Source organism: Streptomyces dengpaensis (genome assembly GCF_002946835.1).
In the GTDB taxonomy this organism is placed as follows: Bacteria; Actinomycetota; Actinomycetes; order Streptomycetales; family Streptomycetaceae; genus Streptomyces; species Streptomyces dengpaensis.
The window spans coordinates 3,180,306-3,192,490 of the sequence record NZ_CP026652.1 but is presented as its reverse complement, the minus strand read 5'-3'; the positions used below and the strand labels follow the sequence as shown (position 1 = coordinate 3,192,490).

General features: G+C 69.9%; 11 protein-coding genes and 1 pseudogene. 10 read left to right on the top strand and 2 right to left on the bottom strand.

The genetic code is table 11. The annotated features are described in order from the left end of the window. Positions 1-86 precede the first annotated feature (86 nt). Positions 87-1,397, top strand: a complete 1,311-nt coding sequence (locus C4B68_RS14485; RefSeq protein WP_099499609.1) for an Nramp family divalent metal transporter — start codon at positions 87-89, stop codon at positions 1,395-1,397. 138 nt (positions 1,398-1,535) lie between these two features. Further along, positions 1,536-1,859 carry a putative quinol monooxygenase gene (locus C4B68_RS14480; RefSeq protein WP_099499610.1) on the top strand — a complete coding sequence of 108 codons (324 nt, stop codon included), beginning with the start codon at positions 1,536-1,538 and terminating at the stop codon, positions 1,857-1,859. A gap of 138 nt (positions 1,860-1,997) precedes the next feature. Here C4B68_RS14480 and C4B68_RS14475 read toward each other — a convergent pair. Then, a pseudogene (locus C4B68_RS14475) lies at positions 1,998-2,237 on the bottom strand (hypothetical protein); the annotation flags it as partial. A gap of 26 nt (positions 2,238-2,263) precedes the next feature. Here C4B68_RS14475 and C4B68_RS14470 point away from each other — a divergent pair. Further along, entirely contained in the window at positions 2,264-2,803 is a 540-nt protein-coding gene (locus C4B68_RS14470) for a hypothetical protein (protein WP_240634350.1), read from the top strand. Positions 2,804-2,861: 58 nt separating this feature from the next. On the opposite strand, the gene C4B68_RS14465 is transcribed toward C4B68_RS14470, so the two are convergent. Continuing rightward, positions 2,862-4,571 carry a chitinase gene (locus C4B68_RS14465; RefSeq protein ID WP_099499611.1) on the bottom strand — a complete coding sequence of 570 codons (1,710 nt, stop codon included), beginning with the start codon at positions 4,569-4,571 and terminating at the stop codon, positions 2,862-2,864. 389 nt (positions 4,572-4,960) lie between these two features. Here C4B68_RS14465 and C4B68_RS14460 point away from each other — a divergent pair, with 389 nt between their 5' ends. The 7 genes from C4B68_RS14460 to C4B68_RS14430 all read left to right on the top strand — a co-directional run bounded on the left by C4B68_RS14460 (position 4,961) and on the right by C4B68_RS14430 (position 11,972). Continuing rightward, positions 4,961-5,842, top strand: coding sequence for a hypothetical protein (locus C4B68_RS14460; RefSeq protein ID WP_099500003.1), 882 nt, complete (start codon positions 4,961-4,963; stop codon positions 5,840-5,842). A 114-nt stretch (positions 5,843-5,956) separates the two neighbouring features. Next, complete coding sequence (gene cpaB / locus C4B68_RS14455) at positions 5,957-6,670, top strand: Flp pilus assembly protein CpaB (RefSeq protein ID WP_099499612.1); 714 nt, start codon at positions 5,957-5,959, stop codon at positions 6,668-6,670. A 39-nt stretch (positions 6,671-6,709) separates the two neighbouring features. Beyond that, positions 6,710-8,326, top strand: coding sequence for a CpaE/TadZ family protein (locus C4B68_RS14450; protein ID WP_099499613.1), 1,617 nt, complete (start codon positions 6,710-6,712; stop codon positions 8,324-8,326). Then, entirely contained in the window at positions 8,323-8,706 is a 384-nt protein-coding gene (locus C4B68_RS14445; RefSeq protein WP_099499614.1) for a TadE/TadG family type IV pilus assembly protein, read from the top strand. Before C4B68_RS14450 ends, C4B68_RS14445 begins: the two co-directional genes overlap by 4 nt. Before the next feature lie 18 nt (positions 8,707-8,724). Beyond that, complete coding sequence (locus C4B68_RS14440) at positions 8,725-10,065, top strand: TadA family conjugal transfer-associated ATPase (RefSeq protein WP_099499615.1); 1,341 nt, start codon at positions 8,725-8,727, stop codon at positions 10,063-10,065. A gap of 61 nt (positions 10,066-10,126) precedes the next feature. Continuing rightward, complete coding sequence (locus C4B68_RS14435; protein WP_099499616.1) at positions 10,127-11,068, top strand: type II secretion system F family protein; 942 nt, start codon at positions 10,127-10,129, stop codon at positions 11,066-11,068. A gap of 13 nt (positions 11,069-11,081) precedes the next feature. Further along, positions 11,082-11,972 (top strand): type II secretion system F family protein, encoded by an 891-nt coding sequence (locus C4B68_RS14430; protein WP_257217211.1) that lies wholly within the window; start codon positions 11,082-11,084, stop codon positions 11,970-11,972. Positions 11,973-12,185 lie beyond the last annotated feature (213 nt).

Genomic DNA, 12,185 nt, shown 5'->3' with positions numbered 1-12,185 from the left:
TCGCCTGCCACCGGCCGATTTCTCACGCCATTCCTTCGCGGTACGCCCCCTTGTGCCGCCGTGCCCTTTACGCTTCCTTGATTGCCATGACGGAGATCACTGGGAAGTCAGCGCCAGGGGAGGACATCTCCCGCCCCCGCAAGTCCAGTTGGAAGTACATCGGCCCCGGCATCGTCGTCGCGGCGACCGGTGTCGGCGCGGGAGACCTCGTCGCGACGCTCATCGCGGGCAGCAATTTCGGCTACACCCTGCTCTGGGCGGCCGTCATCGGCTGTCTGGTCAAGATCTCGCTGGCCGAGGCGGCGGGCCGCTGGCATCTGTCCACCGGCCGCACCCTCTTCGACGGCTGGGCGAGCCTCGGCCGTTGGACGACGTACTTCTTCGTCGTCTACGCGGTCGTCTGGGGCTTCGTCTACGGCGCGGCGGCGATGTCGTCGAGCGCGCTGCCGCTGCAGGCGCTGTTCCCCGACGTGATGGACCTGAAGTGGTGGGGCATCGCGTGCGGGCTCGTGGGCCTGGTCTTCGTCTGGTTCAACAAGTACGCGGTCTTCGAGAAGGTCATGACCGTGCTGGTGGGCGTGATGTTCGTGGTCACCGTCTACCTGGCGATCCGCGTCACCCCGAACCTCGGCGACGCCTTCGCCGGCCTGCTCCCCGTCCTCCCTGACGAGAAGGACTCGATCCTCAACACCCTCGGCCTGATCGGCGGCGTCGGCGGCACCATCACCCTCGCCGCGTACGGCTATTGGGTCAACGCGAAGGGCTGGACGAACACGAGCTGGATGAAGGTGATGCGGTTCGACAACCGGGTCGCGTACGCCACGACGGGCATCTTCGTGGTCTCCATGCTCTTCGTCGGCGCGGAGCTGCTGCACTCCGCCAACGTGGCCATCGCGAGCGGCGACAAGGGCCTGATCCAGCTAGGCGACATCCTGGAGGCGGAGTACGGCACGGCGACCGCCAAGTTCTTCCTCATCGGCTTCTTCGCGACGTCCTTCACGTCACTGATCGGCGTCTGGCACGGCGTCAGCCTGATGTTCGCGGACTTCGTGGAGCGCTACCGCAAGCGCGCGGCGACGACGGGCGAGGAAGTCGCCTCCGGCGAGCGGGAGAAGTCGTGGCCGTTCCGTGCGTATCTCCTGTGGCTGACCTTCCCGCCCATTGTCCTGCTCTTCCAGGGCCAGCCCTTCCGCCTGATCATCCTGTACGGCGTCCTGGGCGCGGCCTTCCTCCCCTTCCTGGCGGGCACGCTGATCTGGCTGCTCAACTCCTCCCGTACGCCGAGAGAATGGCGCAACGGCGTGCTGAGCAACGTCATGCTGGCCGTCGCCGGACTCCTCTTCCTGATCCTGTGCGTGAAACAGATCTGGGACCAGCCGTGGTCGGAGTTCTTCTGACAAGCCGGTCGGGCGATTCCCACCAGGTGATTCCGGGCGGTTTTCACCAGGTGATAACGGATCTTCCGCCCTAGCTGGTTGCGTGCTTCAGTGGCAGCGCGCCGGGCCTGCCGGCGCGCGTACCAAGGAGCATCAGCAATGGAATCTGTGGTTGTGATCAGTACCCTTCGCCTGCGCGAGGACCGGGCGGACGAAGCCCGGAAGGTCATCGAGTCGTTGGTCGCGCGAACCCACGAGGACGCGGGCTGCCTCACGTTCGCCGCACATGAGGACGCCGCCGATCCGCTCACCATGGTTCTCGTCGAGAGGTGGGCCTCGCAGCAGGCCGTCGACGAGCACAGCCAGGCCCCCTACCTCGCCGAAGCCATGGGCCGGGTGGGAGAACTGCTCGCCGCCGAGCCCGAGATCCGCTTCCTCAACCCGCTCGGCTACGGCACGGCCGACAAGGCCACGCTGCGCTGATCACACGCGCCGTACGGGCGGGGCGCACTGGGGCCGACGCAGCGACCGCGGCGCTGCGTTGACTTCCTGGCGTGACGCCGACCCGTGCTGCGGCGCCCCCACATGCCCCGACCATCTCTCAGCCCTCGCCGCAGTCGCTCACAGAAGCTTCAGCCACTTCGGGCTGAGGGCGATCGTCCTCAGCTCCTCCACGGTCAGCGCGGGGGTGTCACGGGTCGCCGCCGAGTTCTGACTGCCGGTGTTGAACCCGCTGACGACCACCCGCATGCCGTCGGTCCTGATGGTGTCGACGGTCCACATCACGACTCCCGCGCCGCCCTTCTCGCCGGGCCGCTTCTGTGTGGCGACCTTGGTGCCGTCGGGCAGGGTCTCGTCGTCCGGGCCGGACTGACTACGGTTCGATCATGCACCAGCCACCGCACACCCCGCCCCCGCAGGGCTTCGGCCCACCTCCACAGCCGTACGCTCCCACTCCCCAGCAGCCGCACGCAGCGCCCGCGCCCCAGCAGCCGTACGCAGCGCCCGCGCCCCAGCAGCCGTACGCAGCGCCCGCGCCCCAGCAGCCGTACGCACCGCCCGCACCCCAGCAGCCGTACGCGACCCCGTACCCGGCTCAGCCCGCATACCCGGCTCAGCCCGCATACCCGGCACAACCGGCCCCCGTTGCCCCGGAGTTCCTGGTGGTCGACCGCCACAACTCCGTCGTCGTGGACGCCACCGGCGTCTCCTTCGAGGACCACGGCCTGTCCATCGACTTCTCCTGGCCCCAGATACGCAGCGTCCACTACCGCCCGAACACCACCGGCAAGGCCCTCATCATGACCGTCGTCCACGCCGACGGCCGCGTCTACGAGTGCACCGTCGACGCCAAGCGCAAGGACCGCCTCCACGAGTGGTTCACCCAACTCGCCCAGGTACTGAGCTACTACCGCCCCATGGGCTGACGCGGCGCCACACCGGAGCCCAGGGGTCCGGTGTGGCGCCGAGATCATGAATCGAGCCCTACGGCAGCGCGTGCACGTGTGGCCCCACCGCGTTCGACCAGGCGTTGCCCGCCGACGCGTCCCAGTTTGTCGACCAGGTCATCGCGCCGCGCAGGTCGGGGTAGGTCCTGGACGGCTTGAAGGAGCCGCAGTTGGTGCCCTTGGCCAGGCAGTCCAGGGCGTTGTTCACGATGGAAGGTGAGACGTACCCGCTGCCCGCACCGCTGGGTGATGCAGGCAGCCCCAGGCCCACCTGGGACGGGGAGAGGCCGCCCTCGAGCTGGATGCAGGCCAGCGCCGTCAGGAAGTCCACGGACCCCTGGCTGTACACCTTGCCGTCGCAGCCGAGCATCGAACCGCTGTTGTAGTACTGCATGTTGACGACGGTCAGGATGTCCTTGATGTTCAGCGCCGTCTGGAAGTACGAGTTGGACGTCGACTGCATGTCGATCGTCTGCGGGGCCATCGTGATGACGAGGGACGGGCCCGCCTTCGAGGACAGGGATCGCAGCGCCTGCGTCATGTACGTGGCGTTGAGGCCGTTCTCCAGGTCGATGTCGACGCCGTCGAAGCCGTACGTCTGCATCAGCGCGTAGACCGAGTTCGCGAAGTTCGTCGCGGATGCCGAGTCGTTCACCGACACCGTGCCGTTCTGGCCGCCGATGGAGATGATGACCTTCTTGCCCGCGGCCTGCTTGGCGGCGACGTCCGCCTTGAACTGGTCGACGGTGTAGCCGCCGAGCCCGGCCGAGTCGAGGTGGAAGTCGACCGCGCCGGGTGTGCCCGTCGCGTCCGCGAAGGCGACGGCGATGATGTCGTACTGCGCCTGCACGTCGGAGATCTTCTGGACCCGCGCGCCGTTGTTGAAGTTCTGCCAGTACCCCGTGACGGCGTGCTTCGGCAGGTCGCCGCCACCGCCGCCGGAGGCCTTCGTCGTCCCCGTGACCGCCGTCGACTTCGCGGACTCACCGGCCGCGTTCGTCGCCGTGACCTGGAAGGAGTACGACGTCGAGGCGGCGAGTCCGGAGTCCGTCGCCGATGTCCCGGACACCGACTGGACCTTCGTACCGGCCCGGTAGACGTTGTAGCCGGTCGCGCCCGGCACCGGGTTCCAGGCGAGGGAGACGGACGACGAGGTCGTGGAGGAGACCGCCAGACCGGCTGGGGTCGCGGGGACCACGGGGTCGGGGTCGCCGCCACCGCCGCCGTCGGGGCCGTACACCGACAGGTCGTCCGCGTAGTACGCGGCCTGCCCGTACCAGCCGTGCGTGTACACCGTCACCGAGGTCGTCGAGGCGCCGGTGGTGAAGGTCGTCGACAGCTGCTTCCAGCTCGTCGAGTCCGGCGTCCACGTCGACACGTCCGTCGTCCCCGTGCCGGTCACGCCGAGGAAGGTGTAGCCGCCCTGCACCCAGGCGCTCAGCGTGTAGGTGGAGTTGGGCCTGACCGCCACGGTCTGGGTGCACCTGGCGTTGTCCTGCCCGGCGGGCGTGGCCTTCAGCGCGGCCGAGCCGCCGTGCACCGGCGAGGAGACGGTCGTACCGCTGTTCGCGGAACACGTCCAGTTGCTCAGGCCCGACTCGTAGCCGGCGTTCTTGGCGTTGTTGACGTCGGCCGCCTGGGCCTGGCCGGCCAGGCCGGTGAGGGAGAGGACGGACGCGGTGACGGCGGCGGCGAGGACTCCCGCCCATCGCCGTCCGGGCAAGCCCGTCCATCTCCGTCTGGGCATACGTGTCCTACCTGTGACGCGGTCCACTGGGGCCTCCGGGGAAGGGGAGAGGTGGGGGAGAGGTGCAACGGTGGCCACCGCTGGTCGTCCAAGCTGGTCCAGACCAATCCGGTTGTCAAGACCTCTGGATCCCCCAACCCCCGTGCGGGGCCGCCGAGTTGTTGCACCCTCGTCTCACTCTCCGTTGATCGCGCCCGTACCTTCGGTGAGTTGATCTCGGAGATTCGGTGTTGAGCGGGGCATGCCGTGGATATGGTGCTGATGCAAGACGACGCCACAGTGACGGTCTGCGGTCATCCGTACGCCCGACTGTGACGGTTCATGGCGCAACAGGGGCGATCTGAGGCGGCGGTTGACCACCCCGCCGCAGTGAACGGGGTGTGTGCAGCGTGCCGACCGCGATAGCCGTCACCAGTCCCGACCTGGTGCTGCCACCGCACGACCGGCAGACCCCGCCCGCCGTCGTCCAGCCGCTCGACACCCTCGAAGACTCCCTCACCGGGATGTACGCGCTCATCGAGCAGCACGGGTACGTCATTGCGCTCTATCCGTCCTCGGTGGACGGTGCGGTCACGCGACGGCTGCACACCGTCCGCTCCGTCCTGGAGAGCGACCGCATCGCCCTGCTCGGGATCGACCTTCCGCCGCTCGGACTCGCCCTGCTCGCCCAGCAGTTGCGCCAGCTCTCGGTCTGCGACTTCAGCCCCGGCGTGCTCGCGTCCTCCGCCCGCCTGCTCGCCCACTACATTTACGCCGGTGGCCTGCTCGGCTCTGTCGCCAAGCTCGACCGGATTCCGGTGTCCCTGAAGTCCCACGCCAAGTCCTGGGTGGGCGCCCAGTTCGCCGTACTGGCCAACCCGCGGCCGCAGCTCATCAGACTCGGTCAAGGGGGGCTGACCGGGCCCGAGTTCGGCACCCGGATGCTCGTGGCCGCGGGCCAGCCGCCCTCCGACTGGGTCACCGCCACGCTCGCCCCCGCCTGGCGGGTGCAGGGCGTCGCGACCGTCCCGCTCCCGGAGGAGTCGGGCCACTGGTGGGGCACGTCGCGGCTCGTCGAGTTCGCCGCCGGTCTGTACGACGTCTCCGTGCTCTACCAGCTCGTCGCCTCCGTCCGGCGCGAGGAGTGCCACTGGTGCGGTCTCGAACTCATCGGTGACCGCTGCGGGTTCTGCGCCGCGCCTCTTCCGCCACCACCGTCGTCGAACGAGCTTCCGGTCACCGCCGCCCGGGCAGTCTCCTCAGTACGCGCCCTGCCCCGAGGCACCACATAGGCGCAACCGGGCACAACTGAACACGGCAGAACACAACGGAACACCAACTGGTACGACCTGGTACGACCGCTCGACCCCGCCGTTCCCGCCCCACGATCGAGGTTGTCCGGAATCATGAACTCACGCCAGCGCCGCGGCGTCATCCTGCTGGTTCTCTCGGCCCTGTGCGCCCTGGGCGCCTTCGCCGGAGTGCTCTCGGTGATCCGTGACGTGAACTCCAAGGTCGGCCCGGAGGTGGCGGCGTACCGCCTGAAGGGCGACATCGCGCCCTACAAGGAGCTGTCGGCCGACCAGTTCGAGAAGATCTCGATGCCCGAGCGCTGGCTGACGTCCACGGCCGTCACCAGCCTCTCCCAGATCCGCGGCAAGATCGCGGTCACCCAGCTGGAGAAGGGCTCCCTGCTGCAGACCGACATGATCGTGGACCGGCCCGAACTCGCAGCCGGGCAGCAGGAGATCGCGATCATGATCGACGCGGCGACGGGTGTCGCCGGCAAGATCAACCCCGGTTCGCGGGTCAACATCTACGCCACCTTCAAGGCCGAGAACGACAGGGGCACCGACCAGTCCAAGGTCATCGTCGAGAACGCCCGGGTCATCGACGTCGGCAAGCTCACCGCGCTCGACCCCGGCCAGTCCAGCTCCGACCGGCGCAACAGCGCTGACCAGGCCGTCCCCATCACCTTCGCGCTCGACACCGCCGACGCGCAGCGCGTGGCGTACGCCGAGTCGTTCGCCGAACACGTCCGGCTCGCCCTGGTCGCGGGCGGCTCCGACGCGCCCGTCGCACCCGGCGACCGTACGTACACCCTCGACGAGGACAAGTAGGAGGCCGCGCATGAGGTCCACGCCTACGAGGTCGTGCCGATGACCATCCGTATCCTCCCCGCCGTCGGTGACATCGACTCGGCCCGTGCGCTCACCACGCTGCTGAGCCAGCTCGCCGACGCCGAACCGGCCCCGCCCGTCCCCGACACCACCGCCCTCCTCGACACCCTCGCCCGCCTCGCCGCCGTGTCCCTGGACGAGCTGCCCGAGGTCGTCCTCGTCCACGAACGCATAGGCCCCGTACCGGCGCTGGACCTCATCCGCGACCTGGTGATGCGCTTCCCGGCGGTCGGCGTCGTCCTCGTCACCGCCGACACCAGCACCGGCGTCCTCACCGCCGCCATGGACTCCGGCGCCCGCGGCATCATCGGCCTGCCCCTCGGCTACGACGCCCTCGCCGAACGCGTCCAGGCCGCCGCCGCCTGGTCCATCGGCATGCGCCGCCACCTCGGCAGCGGTACACCCGAGCTGTACGCGGGCCCGGGCGGCACCGTCGTCACGGTGACCGGCGCGAAGGGCGGCGTGGGCGCGACCGTGGCAGCCGCCCAACTCGCCCTGGCGGCAGGCGCGTCGGGCCGCTCCGTCGCGCTGGTCGACCTCGACCTCCAGTCCGGGGACGTGGCGTCGTACCTGGACGTGCAGTTCCGCAGGTCGGTCGCCGACCTCGCCGGCATCAGCGACATCAACCCACGGGTCCTCCAGGACGCGATCTACACGCACGACAGCGGCATCGGCCTGCTGCTGGCCCCCGCCGAGGGCGAACGCGGTGAGGAGGTCACCGACCGGGTGGCCCGCCAGGTGCTGGCCGCCCTGCGCTCCCGCCACGACGTGGTGGTCGTCGACTGCGGCTCCCAGATGAACGCCGCGACCGCCGCCGCCGTCGAGATGGCCGACCTGGCCCTGCTCCTCGTCACCCCGGACGTCGTCGCCGTCCGCGCCGCCAAACGCATGGTCCGCCTGTGGGACCGCCTCCAGATCCGCAAGGCGGAGGAGACGACCACCGTCGTCAACCGTTTCGCCCGCGGTACGGAGATCCAGCCGTCCCTCGTCGAACGTGTCACCGGCACCAAGGTCGCCCGCTCCGCGGTCCCCGCCGCCTTCAAGGAACTCCAGTCCGTGGTCGACGCGGGCCGGCTCCAGGACCTGGACGCCCGCTCGACCGTGAAGCAGGCGCTGTGGGCGCTCGCGGGCGAACTGGGCCTGGTGGCCGCCCAGGAGGGCGGGGGCGGCGGCCGACGCCGCAAGACGTCGTCGGACCGGGGCGCGCCGGCGCTCCGCCGCAGGGGCGGCGACCGGGGAGCGGTGACCCTCGAATTCGCCGGGATGTTCCCCCTCCTGCTCGTCGTCATGACCATCCTGTGGCAGTGCGTGCTGTACGGCTACACGTACTCGTTGGCCGGGAACGCGGCGGACGAGGCGGCGCGGGCGGCCACGGCGGCGTACGCGGTCGACGGCGATGTGCCGGGCGCGTGCGCGGCGGCGGGGGGCGAGCATCTGCCGGGGGCCTGGAGCGGCGCGGACATCGACTGCACCGCGTCGGGCTCGGTGATGACGGCCACCGTCGAGGTCGAGGTACCGCTCTTCTTCCCGGGGTTCGACGCGGGGTGGCGCGTGAACGGTGAAGCGGGGGCGGCGCTGGAGGGGGTCGAGGGATGAGGGCCCTCGTCAGGCGGAGGCTCGGCGCCGCGCGCGGGCTCCGCGACGACCGAGGCGTCTCCATCCTGGAGTTCGCCGGTTTCCTCCCCATCCTCCTCGTCATCGGGATGGCCGCCATTCAGCTCGGCCTCATCGGGTACGGCATCAACCAGGCCGGCTCCGGGGCGCGTGCCGCCGCGCGGGTCCAGTCGCAGGGCGGGGACGGCACGGCGGCCGGACAGGCCGCCGTAAGCGGGTGGCTCAGCCCGAACGTGACGCCCGACGAGGGGTCCGACCTCACGACCGCCACGGTCCAGGTCACCGTTCCCGGAGTCATTCCCCTCCTGGGCCCCTACACCGTGACCCGCCAGGCCACCATGCCCAACGACATCGACGACTGACCGAGAGGAGCCGAAGACATGAGCCTGCGTTCCCGTATCGCCGCCCCCGACGAGGGGGGACCCGCCCGTGAGGACGGACACCTCGTCGCCGTCTACCGCGCGAAGCTGCTCGAAGAGATCGACCTCGCCGAGATGTCGAGCCTGGCGGCGGCCGAACGCCGCGTACGCCTGGAACGCGTCCTGGGCCACATCATCAGCCGCGAGGGCCCGGTCCTCTCCTCCGCGGAACGCTCCCAGCTGATCCGCAGGGTCGTCGACGAGGCACTCGGTCTCGGCGTCCTCGAACCCCTCCTCGCCGACGCGTCGATCACCGAGATCATGGTCAACGGCCCGGACTCCATCTTCGTGGAGCGAGCCGGACGCGTGGAGCAGTTGCCCCTGCGCTTCGCGTCCAACGAACAGCTCATGCAGACCATCGAACGCATCGTCTCGACGGTCAACCGCCGCGTCGACGAGTCGAACCCGATGGTCGACGCCCGCCTCCCCACCGGCGAGCGCGTCAACGTCATCATCCCGCCGCTCGCCCTGACCGGCCCCACGCTCACGATCCGCCGCTTCCCGCGCGCGTACACCCTCCCGGAGTTGATCGGCCTCGGCTCCCTCGACGAGCAGATGCTCATGCTGCTTGCCGCCTTCGTACGGGCCCGCTTCAACCTGATCGTCAGCGGCGGCACCGGCAGCGGGAAGACGACCCTCCTCAACGCCCTCTCCGGCCTGATCCCGTCCCACGAACGCATCATCACCATCGAGGACTCGGCCGAACTCCAGCTCCAGCAGGAGCACGTCATCCGCCTCGAATCGCGCCCCCCGAACGTGGAGGGCAAGGGCCAGATCACCATCCGCGACCTGGTCCGCAACTCGCTGCGCATGCGCCCCGACCGCATCATCGTCGGTGAGGTCCGCGGCGGCGAGACCCTCGACATGCTCCAGGCCATGTCGACCGGCCACGACGGCTCGCTCGCCACCGTCCACGCGAACTCCGCCGAGGACGCGCTGATGCGCCTGCAGACCCTCGGCTCGATGTCCGAGGTCCAGATCCCCTTCGAGGCCCTGAAGGACCAGATCAACTCCGCGGTCGACGTCGTCGTCCAGCTGGCCCGGCACGCCGACGGCTCCCGCAAGGTCACCGAGATCGCGCTGCTGGTCTCGCACGGCCGCGAACAGTTCCGCATCGTGCCCGTCACCCGTTTCGTCCCCCGCCCCGTCGGCCCCGACCGCGTCGTCCACGGCCACTTCGAGCACCTGCCCCTCCCACGCCCGATCGCGGAGAAGCTGTACGTCGCCAACGAGCCGCTGCCGCCCGCCTTCGGCATCGCGGAGGCCATCGACGTACTCAACACGAGGCAGGCCATCGGATGACGCCGCCCGCCGCCGACTCTCCCGGGTCCAGCACCCCCGACATCTCCGAAGGGAGGCGGCCATGAACAACCCCGCCCTCCTCGCCCTCGGCGCGACCGTCCTGTGCGGCACACTCGCCGTCGCGGGCGTCCACACGTACGCCGCCGGGCGCGCCCAGCGCCAGGCTCTCGTCGACCGCCTCTCCGGCGGCGGCCCCCTCCGTACGGCGGCGGGCCGCGTACGCCGTTTCGCGGGCATCGACCGCCGGCTGCGCCGCACCCGCCTCGGCCGCACGATCCAGCTGCGCCTGTCGGCGACGGGACTCGACGTGACGCCGGGGGAGTTCTTCACCTACGTCACGGCGGTGGTCGTGGCGCTGTGGCTGATCGCGGCGGCGACACTGGCGCCCTTCTTCGGCCCGATCGCCGCATTCGTGGGCGTGTGGAGCGCGGCCATCTTCCTGAACTGGCAGCGCCAGAAACGCATCGAGGCGTTCATCGGCCAACTCCCCGACGTGGCACGCCTGCTGGCGAACGCGACGGCGGCGGGCCTGGCCCTGCGGACGGCGCTGGCCATGGCGGCGGAGGAACTGGAAGCCCCGGCGGGCGAGGAACTGGCGCATGTCGCCGACCAGTTGACCCTGGGCAGGACGGTCGACGACGCGCTCAACGAACTCTCCGAACGCCTGCCCTCCCGCGAGCTCATCGTCCTCGTCACCACCCTCGTCCTCGCCAACAAGGCGGGCGGCTCGGTCGTCAGCTCGCTGCGCAACCTCACCCAGACCCTGGAAGACCGCAAGGAAACGCGCCGCGAGGTCCGCACGATGCTCTCCGAGGTGAACGCGACGGCCTTCACCGTCCCGTTCCTCGGCATCGGCTCCCTGGTGCTGATCAACTCCTCGAACGAGGGAGCCCTGGCCCGCGTCACCGGTTCCCCCCTCGGCCAGGGCCTGGTCCTGCTCGCCCTCGGCCTCTACACCGTCGGTTTCTTCGTCATCCGCCGCCTCGGCAAGATCGAAGTATGAGGGAGGGGTTACGTTGCTGCCGCTGCTGCTCGCCGTCCTGATGGGCGCGGCCGTCGCGGGCGCCCTCCTGGGCATCCGCATGATCCGCGCCGACGCCAAGCTGCCCTCCGACCTCGCGCTCGCCCTTGAGGTCGGCGGAACCCGCGTCTCCAAGGCGGACTCGGCCGTCGACCGCCTCGGCATGCGCTTCGCCCCCACGGTCCTGCGCCTGATGGGCCCGCGCCGCGTCGACGCCAAGCGTCGCCGCATCGACATGGCGGGCAACCCCGGCGGCCTGACCCTGAACCGCTACGCGGCCCGCCGCGCGGTGTACGGCATCTTCGGCGTCGTCCTCGCCCTGGTCTTCCTCACCAACGACCAACTCCTCTTCGCCGCCCTGGCATTGGCCTTCGGCCTGCTCGCCGCCGACGCCACCATCTGGCAGGCGGTGCGGGAACGCAAGGAGGTCATCGACCGTACGCTGCCGGACTTCCTGGACGTGCTGGCGGTCGTGGTCTCGGCGGGCCTGAGCTTCCGCCAGGCCCTGGACCGGGTGGCGGAGAAGTACGAGGGCCCCTGGGCGGACGAGCTGAGGATCACCCTGCGGCAGATGGACATGGGTGTCAGCCGCCGCCAGGCCTTCGACGAACTGCGCAAGCGCAACTCCTCCGAACAGGTCGCCCAGTTCGTGTCCGCCCTCCAACAGGGCGAGGAACTCGGCTCCCCGATCGCCGAGACCCTCATCCAACTCGCCACGGACATGCGCCGCACAGACGCCCAGAACGCCCGCCGCCGCGCCGCCAAAACCATCCCCAAGGCCACGATGGTCACCCTGGTCTTCATGCTCCCGGCAACGATGATCCTCATCGCGACAGGCATGTTCCTGGGCTCGGGAACAAACTTCGGCTCGATCTTGGGGCGATGATGAAGTGGACCAAGCTGTGGGCAGTCGTGCCGCTGGGGCGGCGCCCGTCCCACAGAGAGCGGCACCCTGTCAGCGCCGGTAAGCGACCCCCCCCCGACAGCAACCGTGACGCCGGGCACCTGGCAAGGGGGCTAGGCAAGAACAAAGGCCGACCCCCCGCCACGGGGTATCTAGCAGACGACGCCCCCGCCCCCGGCGGCATCCGCCTCCAGC